The organism is Bradyrhizobium sp. CCBAU 45394 (assembly GCF_028128655.1).
Lineage (GTDB): Bacteria > Pseudomonadota > Alphaproteobacteria > Rhizobiales > Xanthobacteraceae > Bradyrhizobium > Bradyrhizobium diazoefficiens.
The window spans coordinates 363,788-381,941 of sequence record NZ_LBIX01000176.1; the positions used below are offsets into that span (position 1 = coordinate 363,788).

Here is an 18,154-nt window from a genome sequence, read left to right on the forward strand (position 1 = left end):
ACGACGATGAGAGCGATATTCGGCAGGCTGCATCGCTGGGCGGGACTGCTCACGGCCGGATTCCTGTTCTTCTCCGGCATCACCGGCGCGATCATTTCCTGGGATCACGAGATCGACGACGTCCTGAACAGCCACCTGTTCGACGTCACCAGCAAGGGACCGGCCATTCCCTCGATCGAGCTCGCCAAGCTGATCGAGCAGCGCGATCCCCGCGCGCGCGTCGTCTATCTCTTCATGACGCCGGAGGAGGGCCACTCGCTGTGGTTCTTCATCATGCCGCGGATCGATCCCGCGACCGGCAAGCGCTATGCCCTCGACTACAATCAGGTCTTCCTCGATCCCAACACCGGCGTCGAGCTGGGGCGGCGCTATTGGGGCGCGGTGTGGCCGGTGACGCGGGAGAACTTCGTCTCATTCCTCTACAAGCTGCACTACACGATGCACATCCCGGAGTTCTGGGGCAGCGACCGCTGGGGCATGCGCCTGCTCGGCATCATCGCCATCATCTGGACAATCGACTGCTTCGTCGGCTTCTACCTGACCCTGCCGTCACGGCGCAGCGCGAAGGCCGCGCGGGCGCCGCAAGTCACGCGCCAGCTCGAACGCGGCTTCTGGGCGCGCTGGGCGCCGGCCTGGACCATCAAGACGTCGGGCAGCGCCTACCGGATCAATTTCGACATCCACCGCGCCTTCAGCCTGTGGACCTGGGGCGTGCTGTTCGTCATCGCCTTCACGGCGTTCTCGCTGAACCTCTATTTCGAGGTGTTCTCGCCGCTGATGAAGATGGTGTCGAACTACACGCCGACGCCCTATGAGCAGCGGCCGTACCGCGATCTCGACAATCCGATCGAGCCCAAGGTGACATTTGCCGACATCGCCGCGCGCGCGGCGGCCGACGGCAAGGGGCGAGGGTGGTCCACTCCGGTCGGCGCGCTCAGCTACGGCCCAGCTCACGGGGTCTATGCCGCCGCCTACTTCCATCCCGGCGACGATCACGGCGCCGGCGGCGTCGGCCCGGCGCAGCTCTATTACGACAGCGAGGACGGCCGTCCGCTCGGCGCGCGTCTGCCCTGGGTCGGCACCGCCGCCGACATCTTCGTGCAGGCGCAGTTTCCGCTGCATTCAGGCCGCATCGTCGGACTGTTCGGCCGCATCCTGATCTCGATCATGGGGCTGGTGGTGGCCGCGCTCTCGGTCACCGGCGTCGTGATCTGGTGGCGCAAGCGCCGCGCCCGTGTCCGGGTGCGCGAGACCGCCGCGATGCGCCTGAGCCGGCAGCTCACGCCGGCGGAGTAGGGCGCTCACGCCCCCGCCGGTGATCGCAACGGCTTACGCGTTGATCGGAATCAAATCCACCCCTGGGAACCTTCGCTAGCTTCGCGGGGTGTTTAACCCGATTTGCAGTTGCGTCAGCCAGGGCTAGGAGGCCCATGTTTGCTTTCCTCTCCGATAGGTTGGCCAGGCACTCCAGGACAGGTGGACGCGAGAGGATTGTGATGCGCACTTACTATTTCGACATGAAGGATGGCGTTCCGGCTCGGGACAAGTCGGGTCTGGAGTTTGGAAGCGACGGCGCCGCCATTGCCCACAGCAAGAGCCTGGCGGAAGACGTTCGCACGAAGAGGCCGGGAGGACATCCAGATCTCCGGATCGTCGTCATCGATGAGAACGGCCGCGAAGTTCATCGCGAGCCGGTATATTCGAAGAACCGTTGACCATAGCGGTCCATTTACGCCGGCGCAGCAGGGCCCCACGACGGCGCGGTGACCACCACGGATGAACCTTCCCGCGAAACAGAGGCACCAAGACTGAAGACAGCTCTTACTTCGTGGGATCGATATGAAGTGCCTTGCCTTACTCTGCCTGCTCGTCCTAGCTGCGCCTGCCCATGCGGCCACTCCCGAGCAGCGCTATCTCGAGCTGCGCGATCGCTACATCGCAAAGTTCTCGAAGGCTGCGGAAAACGACGAGACCTCCAGGCAGCACGATGCGGCGCTCAACGAGCTGACAGGCGTGCTGCGCGGCTTGGTGGGACCGGTCGCGATCAAGGGGCTGCCGGCAGAGGGCAAGTCGAACGCCGATACGCTTTTCAAGGGTGACTCAGGCTTCGGCCATCTCGACGGGCTCGGTTTTGCTTCGGAAGGCGACCAGTTGCAAGCCGTGGTGACGACCACGGCGCTGCTCAGGCACTGGCTGCGCGAGCATCGCGAGGATGGCATGCCGCAGGAGACCGGCGCCGCATTCAAGTCGGATCGCTTCTACTATCAAGCGATCCAGGACTCGGCGTTCGCCAAATATGCCGAGCTGCCGGTCACCAAGCCCGCATCCACGAGCGCCGCAGTCGCCGTTCTCGGCGTGCGCGGCAATGGCGATCTGAAGGGGCCGCCGCATGAAATCGACGTCGTCGCGATCCAGGGCGAGAAGGTCTTCTTTCTCGCCTCATCGGACGCCGTGAAGACGACGCCGATCCCGGCCTGCGAGAAGGTCTGGAAGCAGATGATGGCGAGGCCCATCGACAAGAAGGATCCGCGCGGCGACATGACCCGCGAAGATAACGCGATGACGGCCTTCACGGCGTGCTTCGCCAAGGAAGCGCCAAGCCAGAGCTGGTTCGCGGCCGCCGTCAAGAAGGCGCAAAGCCAGTTGGACCTGCTGCCGCTGCGTTAGTCTTGCTGAATCGCCACGACCTTGGCCGGCCGGTGCCTTTGCACGTCAAAGGATAGCCAAAAATGTCAGCACAGGCGCCACAATGACGCGGGCGCATCCGAACTCGGCGAAAAGATTCGCTTTCAATTCCTTGCTGCAATGATAACATCCCAGAGTTGTATTTTTTAAGGACATTTCCCATGACCCATGCGCTCAATCTCACGCTGAAGATCAAACAGGATGCCGCGACACAGGCGCAATTTAAGAACCTCGAGGCGATCTTCGCCGACAAGGTTCAGCCATTGATCGAAGCGGCGCTGAAGAAATCCAGGATCGTTCATTTCGCGCGCGTCGTCGTCATCGGCAACGAGTACATCCAGGTCATCACCGAATATGAGGGCTCGCATCAGGAATACACCGAATTCTTCCGGCGCGAGCTCACCCCGGTCTTTGCGGCGATATTTTCGCTGGCAGATATGGGCGACAAGGAGCTGGACGTCACCAACCCCAATGCATTTTTCGAATTCTCCAAGAATCGCAACGAGCGTTCGCTGGGCAAGGCGACCGATGGCTCGACGGACATCAACGGCAATCCGTCCGGCTGGCTGTTCTCGGCTTATGACCACATGACGGTCGAGGAGATCCTGACAAAGCTCGGGAAATAGCATTGCGGGCACATTCGCTCGCCTGTTGAGCGACGTGCCCGGCTCTGTGGCTGGCTATTGAGCGTTCCCACAAGGACAGACGCGATGGTGGATCTTGCCAATTTGCAGGCGATCATTGCCCGAAGCTCCACCAAGCCGCTGCTCGCGGTGCTGCTGTTCAAGTTCGGCGACGCCGGCCGTGCCAGGGCGTTCCTGCAGCAATGGATACCGCGGACTGCGGCGGGAAGGGCGCCGGACCCCGCTGGGCCGGCCTTCCACTTCATGTTCAGTTGGAAAGGTATAGAGGCGCTGATGGCGGGGCGTCCCGGCTTCGACGTGGCGCAGGGCCGTCGGGAGTTCGACGTCTTTTTCGTGGATCCGGCGCAGGCGCCGGACGGCGGCGTCGCGGAGCAACTCGGTTTCTCCGGAACCAGCGCTCCAGCTGCGTGGTGGGATGGCAATTTCAAGTCGGGTGATGTCGATCTCGCCATCCACATCGGGTTCGACACAGCCGAGCAGAAATCCGATTGCCTCGCAGAATTGCGACAGTCGGCGGCAAGCTTCGGTGTGCAGGAATTAACGCTCGAAGGTTGGGACGACAGCGCGCTGTCCGGCAGCCTGCCGGCCGACGGCCGCCTGCATTTCGGCTACCGGGATGGAATCACCGCCCCCAACATCGACTGGCAGGACGCTGGCACGCCCGGCATGGTCAACTGTCGCGAGATCGTCGTCGGCTATCCGAACGAAGACTTTCCAACGGCGCCACACAATCCGGGCCCATGGCAGGACTTTGCGCGGGATGGCTCCTTTGTCGGCTTGTCGTGGGTGTATCAGGACGTCGCGGGCTTCAACAAATTCCTCCAGGACAACGCGCCGCTGGCGGCGCCGCATGCCGGCCCGGAACTGGCCGAGGAGTGGATCGCCGCAAAGCTCATGGGACGCTGGCGGCATGGATCGCCGCTGTCCAGGTTTCCGGACGCACCGCCGTCGACCCCGCAATTGGATGATTCATTCGGCTATGGCGACGATCCGGATGGCGTCAAATGCCCGCTCGGGGCCCACATTCGAATTGCCAATTGCCGCGATCAGCCGATGAAATATGCCAATCACGTTCGCTTTCCGAAAGGGCCGCCGCGCGTCATCCGACGCGGATTCTCCTATGGGCCCCGCCTGGACAGCGTGCAGGACGATGGCAAAGACCGCGGCATCGTCGGGCTCTTCTACTTCGCCAGGATCAACGAGCAATTCTATACGATCCTGAGATGGATGCAGAAGACGGAGTTCGCCGATGCCTACAAGAAGCTCCCGAACGGATACAACGCCCAGGATGCCCTGACCGGGAATCGCCGATATCCGAAGGCTGAAACCCAGTTCGGTGTCCCTCTGAAGGACAACGCCTCCGTGACCTTTCGGTTGGAGGAATTCATCCGTTTCAAGGGGGTTGCGGTCCTGTTTGCGCCGAGCATGAGAGCGCTCAATACGATGATTTCAGCCTAGCGCGCAGTGCCGCCGCGATTCCAGCCGCGGCCGCCCTCAGCCGCTGATCGTCCCCTCACGCGAGTATCTGGCATTACGGTTCAGCACGTAGCCGCAACGGGTGATCAAGCGCGCGCTCGATGGCACGCTGATTGGGAAGGGTCAGTGACAGAGACTGCCGCGCCCAAACAGCGTCATTCGTGCCCTCAGTACGGGGAGTAGTATTGGCGGCGATAGGGATAGGCGTCGCCGTAGTACCCTGGCGCAGCGTACCTTGGCTCGTAGTACCCGGGCCCGTAATTGCTGGACCCGTAGGCCCCATAGGCGGCGGCTCCAGCCGCGGCGCCCAAGATGCCGAGCCCGATTGCGGCCCCGGGAGCGCCGTAGTAGCCGCGACCGCGGTAGTGGCGTCTGTAGTAGACCTCTGTCACTGCGGACGAAGAAACCGCTTGCTTCAGGAGACTCGTGCTCGGCGAGATCGGAGCTGCCCCTGACGGGAGCACCGAGCCGAGGATCGCCGCGCCGAAGAACGAGACGGCAACCACGCATTTCATTGTCTGCTGGTTCATGATCGTATCCTTTCGAATTTGGAGCATCTCAAGCGGCAAGTCACTTGCGTGCCACTGGCCGAGAAAGAAGCTCGACGCGGGGCACTCTTGAGGGGCGCTGGTGGCGGCGGATTTGAGGATTCGTGGTTCTAACGAACTCACAGACCCGCCTCCGTACTCACGCTCCGACTTAGCCGATTACTTGGCGCAAGTTACTTGGCACAAGTTTACTTGGCGCAAGTCTTGTCCGCCTTCATAGCTGCTTCTGCCGAAGCCTTTGTCGTGTGAGCGGCGCCGACAACCTTCATGGTGCCGCCGGCAGGCTGGCTCTCGACGATCTGACACTTCATGGTCGCGGTATCCTGAGCCAGGTAGAACGAGGAGGGCGATTGGCCAACGGTCTTGCCCGTCTCAGCTGCGACTGACGGAGAAGCGAATGCGAGAACGGCGACTGCCGCCAATAAAATTCTTTTCATAGTATCCACCAATTGTTACGCGTCCGGATCGGACAAAGAATGAACAGGGCGGGCCGACAAGGGTTCCCGCGATGGCCGATTTGTTTTTTGCGCGTGCACTGATGGAACGAAAAACAATGCGCTTGGGCGGAAGCCGTGCGCAAGAAATCACGCAGAGTGCCTCAGCCGGCGTGCGACCCAGTCAGATCAAAGCGCACTCCCACCGCGATTCCAGCCGCGGCCGCCTTCGCCAAAAATTTCGTGGCCCGTCGCCGTCACCACCACCGTGTCCTCGAGCTTGATGAAGCCGCGCTTCGGATGCTTCATCGTGGTCTCGATCGACACCACCATGCCTGTTTCGAGCGGCAGCCGCGCGTCCGTGTCGTCATAGGGAACCGGACCCGTGGCGGTCAGGTGAGGGGCCTCGTGGCTGACGAGGCCCATGCCGTGGGCCAGAAATTCGGTGCAATCGCGCTGTGTGATCTGGGCGAGCTGCCGCTCGGCCGCGACGTAGATGTCGCCGCCCATGGCGCCCGGCCGGACGGCGGCGAAGGCGGCGCGCTGCACTGCCTCGATCTCGGCCAGGCAGTCCCTCAACTCGCCGTCGGGCTCGCCCAGCACCGCCATGCGGGCGAGGTCGCCGATATAGCCGTGAAAATTGCCGCCGGAGTCGAGCGACAGCACCTCGCCTTGCTCCCAGCGCTGCGCCGACGGCGCGCGGTTGTGGCTGTTGCCGCAGGCCAGCAGGCAGTATTCGAAGGTGAGCCCGCGGTTGACCTCGGCGACGCGCAGTGCGTCCGACAATTGCTGCTTGGTCGTGCCGGGACCGTGCCCGGCGATCACCTCCAGCATCGCGGCGATCACCAGTTCAGACGCCGTCTTCAGCCTGGCCAGTTCGTCCGCAGACTTGACCGCGCGCAGACGCTCCAGGACGAGGAGGGCGTCCTTGAGCGCCGCGTCGGGCAGGGCGTCGGCAAGCGCTTGGCCCGCATCCATCGGCAGGAATGCCAACTCGACCCCGACCCGCTTCATCGGCACACCGGCGTCCTTCAAGGCCGCAACGGCCCGCGTGATCGCATCGACCGAGCCGCTGGACTCGGTCCGGACCTGCGGCACCCAGGGCGGCGCCACGGCGCGCTGATGGGTCTCCAGCCGGTGGCCGACATAGACGGACTTTTCCGGCGCGCCCTTGGGATAGACCAGGACGGGCAGATAGCGGCTGACGCCCATGGCATCCATGTAGTCGAAGAAGATCGCGCGCTCGGCCCCGAGCAGGTATTGTACGTTGTGCTTGGAGGTCGCGATGAGTACGTCGAGGCCGGCTGCTTCCATCAGGCGGTCGAGCTTGGCGGCATCGAATGGAATGGCGCGCGAGCCGGTCGCGCCGGCGACGTTCAGCTCCATGATGGACCTCCCAATAGGCGACGGTTTGGACCGCCTGTGTTCTTGCCTGCGACCATCCGAGCGACCGTCGGATCGTCGCAGCGCGCCGCGATTGTCCGCCGGGAGCGGGGTTCTGGATAGCTGCGGATTTGGCTGGCTGCAAAATCCAATCAGATTTGCTCCGACAATAGCGAAAACATCAATGATTTCAGCAATCTTTGTCAAACTTAAATTGCTTTGCCCGACCTCGCTGTCCACTCAAATCTGCTTTTCGTTTTGGATCTGTCTAACAGATTCTGCTTCCCGTTGTTGAATGCCCTTAGGCTGGCTGACGGGGACGCCGGCCGGCCGATCATTGGTATTCAATGCTTGTTACAAAATTTCGAGCGGATGGCAGCGCATGACCGTTTGTTCCATCTCTTCAAGAGATGGAACATATTTGGTCCTCGGTATGCGCAAATAAGAAGATGGCTGCCTCGCCGCGTCCCATCCGAGCCCCTTCTCGAGAAGGCTCTTTGCAGCAGCTCGATGGAGCTTCGCAGGAGTCAGGCCTCGTCCCTCAAGCCCTGCACGAAGGACGGCTCTCTGCAACAAGCCCCATGCAGTTTTCGTATTAGGCCTAGTACCATAGCCAATCAGGAAAAGGGGCGCCTCCGGTGCCGGCGGCAAAGGTCGTGACGAGTGTGCGGCAGCCCGGATGGTTTTGAGGGCCTGATCGGATGGCCAAATCGGACGTTCACGCGGTGTGTGTCGTCCGACGATGATACAACCGCCGCTTAGGTCGCGAACGGTCAAGCCTTCCAGTTCCGCGATAAGTGCTCCGCCAGCGACCAACTGCAGGGTGGCAAGAGTGGCGCGCTCCCGATGTGCGGTCGCTGAAGCGCGAAGTTCGCAGTGGTGCACAACTGATTCTTGAAACGCCAAAAGACGTTCGACGTCCTCCAGCGAGACATCGAAGTCGGTTTGCTTATCAACGATCGTCGGTCGCTCGACATCTATTGCGGGGTTCTCTCCTATGATCTTCCATTCGACCAGTATGGAATAGATCAGCCGTAGAGTGTTCAGACGCCGCGCAATGGTCGTGTGAGCGCGATAGCGAGCGTACAGGAATTCAGAGAGCTGCTCCGACGTTGCGCCGAGGAGGGCTGCAATATTGCCAGCGAAGTACCCAATCAGTAGTCCAAGTACGATATTCGCTTCCCGCGCTTCGCCTGCGCCGATCATGCTCCGGATGTGTTCCACGATTCTTTCGCGCCAGTTCATGATCGGCTCATCAGCAATTGGATCAGGAATTCAGCGACCGGAGGCGGGGCGCTCCGCAGGGCGGCCATCCTTGCGGCCGCGGCGACGGTGACAGCGGTGCTCTGGGTGGCAAGCGCGGCCGATCTGATGGGCAGGTCCATCGCTTGCTTGATCGATGATCCCGCCTCGATGACGGCGGGCTCAATGGTAACCGCGCTCTTCGGCGACGAAGAGAGTAAGTGCTGGACCCGCTGCAGAGAATACAAGAGGTCGATAAGATCGCCTTCGGCCCATCCTCCGAGGGGCGGCACGAAACTGGACCGCAGCTCCGAGCGCACGGTCGCATCTGGATGGAAAAGATCGCGGACGAACTGATCGAACCGCGTCATCGGATCTTCCGGACTCCTCGCTCGCCAAAGCTGCCGGCCGCAACGGCCGCAGCAAGCGGGATCAACGCAATTCTGCCAAGTTAGGGTCGCGCCGCAATGGTCACAGGCCGAGATCAGGGGCGAACCGGTCTCCGGATCGCGACGCAAGTCACGCACCGACCAGAGGATGCGGTGATAGGGCGGAATTGACGCCTCGAGGTCGCGCGCAAGGACCGTGGGGCTGACGCGGCGAGTGGTTTGATCCAGGTGGTGCTCCGAGATCCTGAACTGCAGCACGAAACGTTCGTTCGGCGGTCCGGGCGAACGTTGCGCGAAGGCGAAGGCAAGATGTTCGGAGGGGAGACCGCTTGCATCGCACAGGAACTGTAGTTTATCGCTGCGATGGATCGCCCAAGCCAAGTTGCGCGGATCTCCAAGTGCGGACCTCAGAAACTTGTCCGGCTTCACCGTCAAGAAATTTGCTAGGCGCAGGACGAACGAGCTCGCGCTCTCTCCTGGCATCAAGAGAAAAGCGCCGGTCATCGGCCGATCTCCGTGATCGTCGAAGCATCGATCTGCGGACCCCGGGCGATGTCATCTTCAAGGACTGCCGCTTCGTGGCCCTTGTCAAAAGGGTTGTTCCTTTCGTCGGGCGCCAGTTCCGAGTACGCGTGGTGAAAATCCTCGAGCCTGATCATGTCGTTAGCGTTACGATTCCTGAGGCGATTTCGGGCAGCCTCGATAGTCAACTTTCCGAAACGCGGCAGCTTTCCCCAACAGGCGAGGTAGAGCCGCGCCGGCATCGTCGAGGCCGTCAAGCTTCCGGCGTTGAAGGGCATCTTGGCTTCGAAATCGTGGAGCGCCTGTATCCACTCGGGCCCGTATGCGAATGGCGCGAGACGCCAAAAGAAGAATCTTTCCGAAAGGTCAGTCGTTCGCTTGATCCGGTCCTCGAGGGTCTTGGGGCCGATCAGCACGACCAGCACTTCTCCTTTGTCCATGATGCCGGTAAGAAACGGTACGGCATCCGCCGCCACCGCGAACTTGCCGCAGAAATACATCGCACGATCAAAAGCAAGGACTCTTATGCCGTTTGCCTCGCAGATCCTGTTGACCTGGAAAGCAGGACCTGCGCCGGGTAGGAGGCGCTCCCCGCGATATCGCCAGCTCGTCGCGAGTTCGATTGCCTCAGTGAGCCCGCTCGGATCCGGGCGAGCAATGGGAGGCACGACCACGATGCTGCGGCGGGCGATCGTATCCGTCGGAACCGGCGGATTTTCCTGAGCGAGATGCTCGATGAAAGAATGCTTTCCAATGTGCGCCGGGCCGGTGAGAAGAATTCCGGCGTTGCCGCTGGCAGCCGGGCCGTTGCCGCGCACCCGCGCGTTAAGGCGCGTCAGATATCTACTCGCGTCAGGCGCGAACACCCGGATCGTCCGGACGGCTTCGAGCCGATCGGCGGGAGTCATTTCCTTCCACGCATCCGAGGACGACATCGCACGCCGACCGACAGGTGCGGGCAAGTTCCTGGTCATACGGACGCGCCCCCGTCGTCGCGGAGGAGCGGGCTCTCCGTCATGTCGGTCACAGCGTCTTCGTCGTCTTCGGTCTCCCAGTAGGTGGGTTCAGGCACGCTGCTTGCGGGCTTTTCAATCTGGACGGGCATCATCAGCCCTTTTTTCTCAGCGAGCTTGAATGTCTTTTCCATGCCCGGAGGAATCCGGCCTTCGCGCATGTCGACGGCCGCAGCGCGCGTGGAGAGAAGCGCGAAATCGAGGTGCCCAACGGGCATTGTACGCTTCCAGAGCCGATTGTTCCGCGCTTGGTCGCGTTTGAGCACGAAAGATTTTCCGGCAAGCTCGAACAGACGCCGCAGGCCCTCGGCCTTGTTGGCCATGTACTTGCGCGCAAAGTCGACGGAAACGCTGCTCCCGTCCTTGGTCAAGGAGCGCTCATACTTCAGCACACGCGCACGGACGAACTGATGTTCGGTCCAGGGTAATCCCACCATGTAGAAGGGCCATGAGCCATGTGCCGGAAACCAGATCTTGTCGTCTAAATCATAGACCCAGATGTCCGAGACGTCCCGCGGGGGGATGCGGAGCTCGACCCTGTGACCGATGCGATCCTTCAGTGCATCACAATTCCATTCGAGGTACTGGTAGCGCACGCCGTAGTCCCGGACGATCACGATCGCGCGGATGGAGAATGCGCGATCGATATCGTCAAGGCCCTTTTCCATGATCGGGCGGAATGGAAGAGGCTTACCCTTTCGCCGTTCATCCTTGATCTTCTCGACCAGGCGCCGCATCGCTTCGTTGGGCGAGATATAGCCAAGCCGTTTCTGCGGAGTGTTGTTGTGTTCGGCCACGAAACGGGCCGACTCCAGCCGGATGTCTTCCATGTCCAGCGGTATGACCGGCTGCTTGCGCGGTCGTTTGCCGCGAGTGAGATCTTCCGCCCTCGGAACGGCGCCGGGAAATTTGCGCCAATGCTTCTTGATCTTCCTGTTCCAGCGTTCCACGGCCTCCTTGTGCTTGCCTTTGTAGGCACCCGCATAACCATTTTCGACGTCGAAATCCCTCATCGCCGCGTCCTGGTCTTTGCCATGGTTGTCGGCTTGGTTGTCCAGGAAGATCATCTCCGGAATGACCGTTGGATCGTATTGGCCGGTCAGTCCCATGCGCTTGAAATACTCGTCCTTGGGGCACATAGCCGTGCGACAGACTTCCATGCTGCGGGCGGTGGAGGGGGCATCCACGCCGATGCCGAGAGGAAAAACATAGTCGGTTTTCACATCGACGATGGCGGTCATCCAGACCCCGCCCATGCGAACGTTGTGGACGTTTCCATTCTGGTCAACGATGGATGTGCAGACCTCGATCGGGAGGACCGCATGATCGCCCTGCCATTCCTGAAAAGGATAGTTTAGCCGCGGCTTGCGGCCTCGCGTCGCGTGCTCGTCGTCCGCCTCATCGATGCCTTCGCGGATCCGCGTTTTCTCCCAAGAGCTCAGTTTCTTGATGTAGTTGTAGATCGTCTGCCTGCAGGGAGCGAAGACAAGCGGCTCGCCCTTGTCGTCCTTCGCGGGCACCTCATCATCATCATCCAATTGCGCCTGCTCGATTTCATTCAGGATGATCCCGAGGATTTCCGGTACCTCGAGTTCCTTGTACGGTACGTAAAACTGTTCGATCACGGCCTCGATGATGTGACGAACAGGCTCGAGCGTGCTTTCGTGCGTTCCGTTGGCGTTACCGTGCGACAAGGCTTCGATGCAGCGGCCACCTGCGATCCAATCATCATAAGCGCGCACCACGCTCCACTTGGACAGACGTTCGTCGGCGGTGTGCGGCACCGGAGGCGGATCGATGCCTTTCAGCCAGTTCGCGACGCTATTGGGACCTCTGGTGACCTTGCCCGGGAAATCCCTGTGGAATTCCTTCGCGTAGTATTCACGGATCCGCATGCGCCGCTGCTGCTCGTCAGTGTAGTGGTCGAACGGGACCTGGATGTTCCGCAGCACCGACTCCTTGGGGGGCCTCTTGCTGGGCGGCAGAACCGTCAACCTCTTGGCTTCCCAGAAAGCATTCAGCTCGGTGGGATGGTAGGGTTGGTGCCTCTTTAGCGCGCGGCTGTAGAATTCCTGGAGACCGTCTGCGCTCCAGCCCACGAATTGCCACCGCTCGCCGTCGAGCTTCATGAACTGTCCGGGTTCCATGAGAACCGCGCCATTGGTCTGCTGCGCTACGACGGGCACCGGCGAACTCATCCCTTGCTCCAGAACGGCGGCTTCGGCGGAGACACGCGCGAATCGCGGTCGATAGGACGCTCGAAATCGATTTCGAGAACACCGTTGCCCATCGCGGCGCAGACCCATTCCTCTGGGCAATCGCTGCGGCCGGCGAACTCGCGCGCGCATTCCCCAACCGTAAGGTCGCCGCACGCCAACAAGCGCTCCATGGCCAGACGCTCGCTGGATCCGAACGGAAGCTTTTTGGTCGCCGAAAGAACCGCGCGGATGTTCGCGACGTGGATCGGGTGTGCGGACCAAGCCTGGTCGAAGACTTCGTAGACGACACCCGCGCGTCCCAAGGCATCTTGGATCCGAATGAGCGCGTTCTGCGTCTTGTCCGGCAAGCCGCGTTTCAGGCGCTTGGTCCCGTTCGGCAAATGCTCCCAGACGAGGGCGGTCTTTCCTTCGCAAATCGCAAACGTCCCGTCGATGCCCTCGAGGAAGCTGTCCGGCACCGCCCAGCATCCGCCTTCCGCGTCGTTGACTTCCACTATGAATCTTTGATCCAGGTGACGACGGATCGAAGGATCCACTTCGAACCAGGCGTTCCGCCAGCGCTCACCGACGAAGGACTCATTCATGATGACCCGGCGAGCCGGGTCCTTCCGCGTATGGAATTTTCCTGTCTTGTGTCCGCGCTTGCCGTCGACGGGCTTGCGGACCCTCTCGAAGTCGCGACGCCTATGCAACTTCACTTCGCTGGATAGCGGGATCGTGAGGAAATTCTTCATGCCGCCCGCGGCATCAATCATCGCGCGCGGCACGATGCGGCCGATGTCCGGCGGGAAGCGATCCGAGCTATCGATGACGTGGTACATTCGGCCTCGTTGGGGCGGCCGACATCAACGCCGGAAAATTCGCTTGACGGGGATTCCGCCCGTGTGCGAATCTTTCGATGCTCTCGATGACGACTGCTGGTGTGGTCGTTTGGTCGGTGGGTTCTGACGACGCGGTCGGTAGCTTTGCTGGCGATTCCGCGGCCGCGTCGTCTTCCCCACCATTCGGTGGTGCTACTTCATTCGGCATTCTCCTCGCGACAACTTTACCGAGTCAGATGCCGGCTCGGCAAGTATTTGTATTCTTTGAGCTATCTGTTGCGATTTGCCCTTGCCGGTTCTGGCTTTGTCAACAAATTTGGCCCGCAATCTAAGAAAGCGCTCGTGGTGTAAACAACCGCAGCGGGACGAATCGCTACATCCAGCGCGCGACTGCCCATCGATTCTTGCCGAGCCACTGTGTATGGGCGGGTTATGCCCCGGCTCATTCCTTCCCCCGAACAGTGCGTCGCGATCTTCTCGTTCGACGATTGTCCGGATGCGGATCTGTACAACGCGGCGCTTGCCTTGCTGTACGGCTGCGGGCCCTCCATGAGCGAAGTACTCAAGCTCCGCCGATGCGACATTTTAATCGGCGAGCGGATGCGCCTCTCGATCGCTGGTTCTTCAAGTCGCGTGTTGCCGGTCCCTAAAGGTTCTGCCGACAGGGTGCTTCGCGCGATGAACCGCCCCGTTGGACATTCCGATGACGAATTCCTCTTCCTCCGCGGAGGTAGACGTATCAGGGATCTGGGTCCGGTGTTGACGAGAAGGTCGAAGATGCTTGGGTTTGCCGAACCGCTCTCGACGACCGATCTGAGGCATGCCTTCGCGCTGCACATGATGGAGCGAAACGCACCCTTCGAGATCGTAGCCGCGATGATGGGGTACCGCGACCCCAATTGGCTGCATCGTGCGCTCACCGGGTCGTTCTCCTAAAGCTTGCGGCCAAAATACCGGCCCGCGGTGGTGTCTAGAATGCCGAGGGCGGACGCGACGACGTCGGGCGGGTTGCCGTCGCCGACCAAGCGGGCGGCGGCGGAGTGGCGCAGGCCCATCAACGTCGCCTGCGGCGAGATGCCGAGACGTATACGGCGTCGCCGAAAAGAAATCTGCGCGGTCCGGACGTGCAGCCTGGTTCGCCTGGAGGTCACGAATAGCGGATCCGTTGGCGCAAGCTCGAAGGGAAGGGCGCCTAGATACTCCTTCAAAAGGTCTCGCGACCGATCTGAGAATCCGGCGATCCGCGCCTCAAGGTGAGTGTCGAGGACGCGGACTAGGCGGCTTTTCAGGTCAACGCTTTCCACGTCCAGCCCGACTGTTTCCGCCGGCGTCAGGCCAGCATCGGCCTGGATGGCGAACACAGCGCTGTCGCGCGCATTCCGCCAACCTTCGTCCAAGTTTTCGGACAACAACAAGTCGATCGCCGGCTCCTCGACGGGCGGTCTCATTCCCTTCGGATGCGTCGGGAAATCGGCGGACAGCAGCGCACTTAGATTGATCCCGTGTTCGCGGACCAGGTAGGCCGCGAAGCCGCGCAAGGCGGAAAAGCGCCTCACGATAGTGCCCTCACATATACCGTTCCGTCGCCATGCCGCTGCGATCGTATCAATCGCAGCCTGATTCAAGGTCGAGAGCTGCGTCGTTTCCGACAAGCCGGACGCGGACGCCACGTCGCGGATGTCGCGTGCGTAGCAATCCAGAGTGCTTTCAGATCTGCCGGCTGTCTTTAGGCTCGCGAGCCAGCGCTCTCCGGCGGGCGCGAAGGGCATCGATTGCTTCCTTTCAGTCATATATTCTCCCTTGTCGGATTATGCCCGACTAACCACGCCGGTCTTCCTTCTGCGCGCTGGGCCGCCAGTGACGACATCAAGTCGAAATCCGGACGCGCTTCGCCGGCAGGCATCCAGCGGCGTGTCAGTTCAAGATGGAAGTCGGAGATCATCCAGAGGCGCACGTTTAGTCCTTGTCACTGCTGTCGCAGACGTTAGGCGAACGCGGTAAAGCGCTGTTCACAATCTGGAGGACCGCTTCACCTGAGAGATATCGGCTCTGAGCGAGCGAGTCGGCAACCGCCAGGATTGCACGCCGATTGCGCTTGACGAGACGCTCGGCTTTCTTCTCCAAGCGGACGAGGTCGGCCTCGACGTGCCGGCGCAGCGACTTGTCGCGCGAAACGGCCCTGAGCACGTCGTTATAATCAGATGTAAAAGCGAGCTTCCCTCCCAAGCCCGTCGACGCATGAAGTGATGCGATCAATTTCGTCGCGGTCGCGATGTCGCTTCGCTCATCGAGACCGCTTCCCACGGAGACTTCCCCCAGGAACAAACGCTCGGCGACGCGGCCGCACAAGGTTGCGACTACGCGGGCTTCGAAGTCACGCTTCGTCGGAAGATCTGCATCAGCGTGGACCGACATCGTCCGTCCCGCGGCGCCATCACGCGACTGAACGACGATGCCCCGGAGGATACCGCAACGTAGGACCAGGATGCCGATCGCATGCGCGGCCTCATGCACGCAGATTCGGCGCAAGCGCCCAGGTGGAATATCCTTATCGGACATAGCGGCGGCGCGCACATCCTCGACGCGGAGCACGCGCTCTTCACGGCGCGCGATGCGCCGGGCATCGCGCGCGATCATCATGAGTTCGGCACCGGTCGACCCCTCAAGCAGCCGTCCGAGTTCGGCGCGCTCACCGCCTTGGATCTCAGGCAGATAGTGGCCAAGAATATTGATGGTACCGGCGAGATTTGGACGTCGGACCTCGATCGCCCTTTCGTAGCGGCCCGGCCGCATGAGTGCGGCATCGATACGTTCGATGTAGTTCGTGCATGCGACAAACACGACCATATGGCCGTGGCCGCTGCCGGAGCGCGCAAAGGCAAGATCCTGCTTCAACATGAAGTTTGTCAGTACAGGTAGCCACCAGTCGCGCCCTCTATCAGAGATAGTAGCTCGATCTGGTAGCGCGTCCAGTTCATCAAGTAGAAAAACACAACTTTGAGATGTTGCCATCTCGAACATCGCGTTGGTAGCTTGCACGACTCCGCCGAGCGCTCCGTCGGACCGGGCGAAAAGATCCGCAACAGAAAACGCGAGCAGCGGAAGATTCAAGTGCGCCGCGACCAATTTCGCGAGGGTGGTCTTACCAGTTCCACTCTCGCCGTACAGAATCACAGAACGGCTCAGTTGGCTGAAAGGGACGCCATCTTTTAGATCGGTTGCGAGGTCTAAAAAAAATTGGCGAGAGTCTCCGTATTCGATCGCGGTCTCGAGTAAAGGCAATTGATCGTTGCTTTCGGAGCCGATCCGCCGTTGCGTGGCTCGCTCCATCCGCGCGACAATCTGGCGCGATGTCGATCGAGGACGAAACGCCGCTGCTAGGTCGTAGATGTCCAATGCGGTGCCGACCTGCGCAGGCACAGGGGCTGCAACGGGACGTCCGAAATGCTTTTCCAAAACCTGGCGAAGCACGTCGCCAGACGGAGACGACAGGTGAAACGTGTGATCTGCGCCAACCGCGAGGGTCGACGGTAGAATATCGATCGAGGTGGCGATGCCCACTACCGATTGCCCGGCCGCGAGCGCCTTAGATACCGTCTGGTTTCCCACCGTAGGTTTGTGTTCGGAGCGGCTCGCTCCATCCCGACCGAGGATATGCCAGCGATTGCCGAAGCGACGTTCCCAGAACGCTTTGCAGGGTGCGACCCATGCCGCTGTCGGAACGATCACGATGATTGCATGCGCGGCCTCACCCGAGAGCGAGCGCTCAAGGGCCGGACTTGAAGCCCTACCAAAGGCAACTTCGAGGATCGCATCGACCGGAGACCGTTTATTGGCGGTAGGCATCTCGGTACTTTCTAGGATTTCAGCTTCTCCGGTGGGGCGCAGATCTCGAAAACTCACTGGCGCAGCCTCGTCACAGTGAGCGGCCCCAGCGGCGTCGAGATAAGGTCGAGTTCGATGAGGTCGCTACAAGCCAGGGACATCACACCGGTGACCGGATCGCGGTGGCTCCGCAGGCGGCTCAGAAGCTCGCCGAGCGGCATCGCACCGTCTTCGGTGAGCGCGCCCAAGATTTGCAAGCGCAGCCCGACGTCTACGGGCCGACTGGCGTACTCGAAAACCGTCCTAGCGTTGGTGCAGCGAGGCTCGCGCATGACGTCGGACTCCGTCCGAACCAATGGACGAAGGCCCAGATCGAGCAACGCCTGCGCAATCATGAGACGCTGAGCTATTGAACGGGCCGGCCTGGCCTCGACGATGTCCAGATAGTAGCGGCAATCGTCGCGTTCGACGACGATGGCGTCGACGTCCCATGTCGGAGGCGCGGCAGGAATGGTCGGCAGATACTCGATGGATCGGACCGTCGGGTCGAGCGCAGCTTGCAGCAGCGCATCCCTCATCAGCGGATGCCGCACCGGGACAGATCCACCGCACTTCACAGATACGAACTGACCCACTTGGGGCAGGCGCTCGCTGTTCTTTTTGATAGCCATGTTCAGTCCTCTCTGCGCACTCTACGATTCACAATCATCCGGAAGGCGCTTTGGCCTCGGATCCGCCGAGGTCGGCAGATCGAGGAAAGCATCCGATTCCCAGTCGTATCGGGAACAAACGAGAACAGGGCGCTGCCTCACGACGCCTCGCCGGAGATAGACGTCGCGATCCGCGACTATGGGAACGGGCGTGCCTCGCTGGTGGAGCCTGCAGAGCGGTGCGAGTACGAAGTCAGTAGCGAACAATCGACCCTCAGCACCGCAATCGATGCACGCGCTTGC

At 61.2% G+C, this 18,154-nt stretch carries 17 protein-coding genes; 6 read left to right on the plus strand and 11 right to left on the minus strand.

The genetic code is table 11. The features are described from left to right. Positions 1 to 6 precede the first annotated feature (6 nt). From fsrB to WN73_RS39165, 5 genes are all read left to right on the plus strand, one after another. The gene (gene fsrB, locus WN73_RS39145; protein ID WP_011087276.1) at positions 7 to 1,296 is read left to right on the plus strand and encodes a siderophore utilization protein FsrB; all 1,290 of its coding nucleotides are present in this window, start codon (positions 7 to 9) and stop codon (positions 1,294 to 1,296) included. A gap of 200 nt (positions 1,297 to 1,496) precedes the next feature. Then, on the plus strand, positions 1,497 to 1,715 hold the full coding sequence (locus WN73_RS39150; RefSeq protein ID WP_038967569.1) for a DUF6894 family protein: 219 nt from the start codon (positions 1,497 to 1,499) through the stop codon (positions 1,713 to 1,715). 124 nt (positions 1,716 to 1,839) lie between these two features. Continuing rightward, entirely contained in the window at positions 1,840 to 2,667 is an 828-nt protein-coding gene (locus WN73_RS39155) for a hypothetical protein (RefSeq protein ID WP_271557576.1), read from the plus strand. Positions 2,668 to 2,846: 179 nt separating this feature from the next. Beyond that, positions 2,847 to 3,311, plus strand: a complete 465-nt coding sequence (locus WN73_RS39160) for a hypothetical protein (RefSeq protein ID WP_271557577.1) — start codon at positions 2,847 to 2,849, stop codon at positions 3,309 to 3,311. 84 nt (positions 3,312 to 3,395) lie between these two features. Further along, positions 3,396 to 4,787 carry a Dyp-type peroxidase gene (locus WN73_RS39165; protein ID WP_271557579.1) on the plus strand — a complete coding sequence of 464 codons (1,392 nt, stop codon included), beginning with the start codon at positions 3,396 to 3,398 and terminating at the stop codon, positions 4,785 to 4,787. A gap of 185 nt (positions 4,788 to 4,972) precedes the next feature. Here WN73_RS39165 and WN73_RS39170 read toward each other — a convergent pair whose 3' ends face one another. From WN73_RS39170 to WN73_RS39205, 8 genes are all read right to left on the minus strand, one after another. Beyond that, a complete protein-coding gene (locus WN73_RS39170; protein WP_231166479.1) occupies positions 4,973 to 5,335 on the minus strand; it encodes a hypothetical protein in 363 nt (120 codons plus the stop codon). Between the two features lie 206 nt (positions 5,336 to 5,541). Next, positions 5,542 to 5,664: a hypothetical protein gene (locus WN73_RS39175; protein WP_256380385.1), complete on the minus strand. Its 123-nt coding sequence runs from the start codon at positions 5,662 to 5,664 to the stop codon at positions 5,542 to 5,544. Between the two features lie 312 nt (positions 5,665 to 5,976). Continuing rightward, positions 5,977 to 7,173: a M24 family metallopeptidase gene (locus tag WN73_RS39180; RefSeq protein WP_271557582.1), complete on the minus strand. Its 1,197-nt coding sequence runs from the start codon at positions 7,171 to 7,173 to the stop codon at positions 5,977 to 5,979. A gap of 351 nt (positions 7,174 to 7,524) precedes the next feature. Next, entirely contained in the window at positions 7,525 to 8,415 is an 891-nt protein-coding gene (locus WN73_RS39185) for a hypothetical protein (RefSeq protein ID WP_271557584.1), read from the minus strand. Then, positions 8,412 to 9,305 carry a TniQ family protein gene (locus tag WN73_RS39190; protein WP_271557587.1) on the minus strand — a complete coding sequence of 298 codons (894 nt, stop codon included), beginning with the start codon at positions 9,303 to 9,305 and terminating at the stop codon, positions 8,412 to 8,414. The genes WN73_RS39185 and WN73_RS39190 overlap by 4 nt, the downstream gene beginning before the upstream one ends. Next, complete coding sequence (locus WN73_RS39195) at positions 9,302 to 10,231, minus strand: TniB family NTP-binding protein (RefSeq protein ID WP_271557589.1); 930 nt, start codon at positions 10,229 to 10,231, stop codon at positions 9,302 to 9,304. Before WN73_RS39195 ends, WN73_RS39190 begins: the two co-directional genes overlap by 4 nt. A gap of 62 nt (positions 10,232 to 10,293) precedes the next feature. After that, positions 10,294 to 12,534 carry a Mu transposase C-terminal domain-containing protein gene (locus WN73_RS39200; RefSeq protein ID WP_271557591.1) on the minus strand — a complete coding sequence of 747 codons (2,241 nt, stop codon included), beginning with the start codon at positions 12,532 to 12,534 and terminating at the stop codon, positions 10,294 to 10,296. Continuing rightward, a complete protein-coding gene (locus WN73_RS39205; RefSeq protein ID WP_271557592.1) occupies positions 12,531 to 13,376 on the minus strand; it encodes a hypothetical protein in 846 nt (281 codons plus the stop codon). The genes WN73_RS39200 and WN73_RS39205 overlap by 4 nt, the downstream gene beginning before the upstream one ends. A gap of 432 nt (positions 13,377 to 13,808) precedes the next feature. Here WN73_RS39205 and WN73_RS39210 point away from each other — a divergent pair, with 432 nt between their 5' ends. Then, positions 13,809 to 14,312 (plus strand): tyrosine-type recombinase/integrase, encoded by a 504-nt coding sequence (locus WN73_RS39210; protein WP_271557594.1) that lies wholly within the window; start codon positions 13,809 to 13,811, stop codon positions 14,310 to 14,312. Here WN73_RS39210 and WN73_RS39215 read toward each other — a convergent pair. The 3 genes from WN73_RS39215 to WN73_RS39225 form a co-directional block, all read right to left on the minus strand. Next, positions 14,309 to 15,166 carry a tyrosine-type recombinase/integrase gene (locus WN73_RS39215; RefSeq protein ID WP_271557596.1) on the minus strand — a complete coding sequence of 286 codons (858 nt, stop codon included), beginning with the start codon at positions 15,164 to 15,166 and terminating at the stop codon, positions 14,309 to 14,311. The two genes, WN73_RS39210 and WN73_RS39215, sit on opposite strands and share 4 nt — an antisense overlap. A gap of 166 nt (positions 15,167 to 15,332) precedes the next feature. Next, positions 15,333 to 17,279, minus strand: a complete 1,947-nt coding sequence (locus WN73_RS39220) for an AAA family ATPase (RefSeq protein ID WP_271557598.1) — start codon at positions 17,277 to 17,279, stop codon at positions 15,333 to 15,335. Continuing rightward, positions 17,276 to 17,872 carry a hypothetical protein gene (locus tag WN73_RS39225; RefSeq protein WP_271557600.1) on the minus strand — a complete coding sequence of 199 codons (597 nt, stop codon included), beginning with the start codon at positions 17,870 to 17,872 and terminating at the stop codon, positions 17,276 to 17,278. The genes WN73_RS39220 and WN73_RS39225 overlap by 4 nt, the downstream gene beginning before the upstream one ends. Between the last annotated feature and the right edge of the window lie 282 nt (positions 17,873 to 18,154).

Coding starts and splice junctions, on each gene's coding strand:
- fsrB (WP_011087276.1), top strand. CDS start 7: ATGAGAGCGATATTCGGCAGGCTGCATCGCTGGGCGGGACTGCTCACG.
- WN73_RS39150 (WP_038967569.1), top strand. CDS start 1,497: ATGCGCACTTACTATTTCGACATGAAGGATGGCGTTCCGGCTCGGGAC.
- WN73_RS39155 (WP_271557576.1), top strand. CDS start 1,840: ATGAAGTGCCTTGCCTTACTCTGCCTGCTCGTCCTAGCTGCGCCTGCC.
- WN73_RS39160 (WP_271557577.1), top strand. CDS start 2,847: ATGACCCATGCGCTCAATCTCACGCTGAAGATCAAACAGGATGCCGCG.
- WN73_RS39165 (WP_271557579.1), top strand. CDS start 3,396: ATGGTGGATCTTGCCAATTTGCAGGCGATCATTGCCCGAAGCTCCACC.
- WN73_RS39170 (WP_231166479.1), bottom strand. CDS start 5,335: ATGAACCAGCAGACAATGAAATGCGTGGTTGCCGTCTCGTTCTTCGGC.
- WN73_RS39175 (WP_256380385.1), bottom strand. CDS start 5,664: ATGAAGTGTCAGATCGTCGAGAGCCAGCCTGCCGGCGGCACCATGAAG.
- WN73_RS39180 (WP_271557582.1), bottom strand. CDS start 7,173: ATGGAGCTGAACGTCGCCGGCGCGACCGGCTCGCGCGCCATTCCATTC.
- WN73_RS39185 (WP_271557584.1), bottom strand. CDS start 8,415: ATGAACTGGCGCGAAAGAATCGTGGAACACATCCGGAGCATGATCGGC.
- WN73_RS39190 (WP_271557587.1), bottom strand. CDS start 9,305: ATGACCGGCGCTTTTCTCTTGATGCCAGGAGAGAGCGCGAGCTCGTTC.
- WN73_RS39195 (WP_271557589.1), bottom strand. CDS start 10,231: ATGACTCCCGCCGATCGGCTCGAAGCCGTCCGGACGATCCGGGTGTTC.
- WN73_RS39200 (WP_271557591.1), bottom strand. CDS start 12,534: ATGAGTTCGCCGGTGCCCGTCGTAGCGCAGCAGACCAATGGCGCGGTT.
- WN73_RS39205 (WP_271557592.1), bottom strand. CDS start 13,376: ATGTACCACGTCATCGATAGCTCGGATCGCTTCCCGCCGGACATCGGC.
- WN73_RS39210 (WP_271557594.1), top strand. CDS start 13,809: ATGCCCCGGCTCATTCCTTCCCCCGAACAGTGCGTCGCGATCTTCTCG.
- WN73_RS39215 (WP_271557596.1), bottom strand. CDS start 15,166: ATGACTGAAAGGAAGCAATCGATGCCCTTCGCGCCCGCCGGAGAGCGC.
- WN73_RS39225 (WP_271557600.1), bottom strand. CDS start 17,872: ATGGCTATCAAAAAGAACAGCGAGCGCCTGCCCCAAGTGGGTCAGTTC.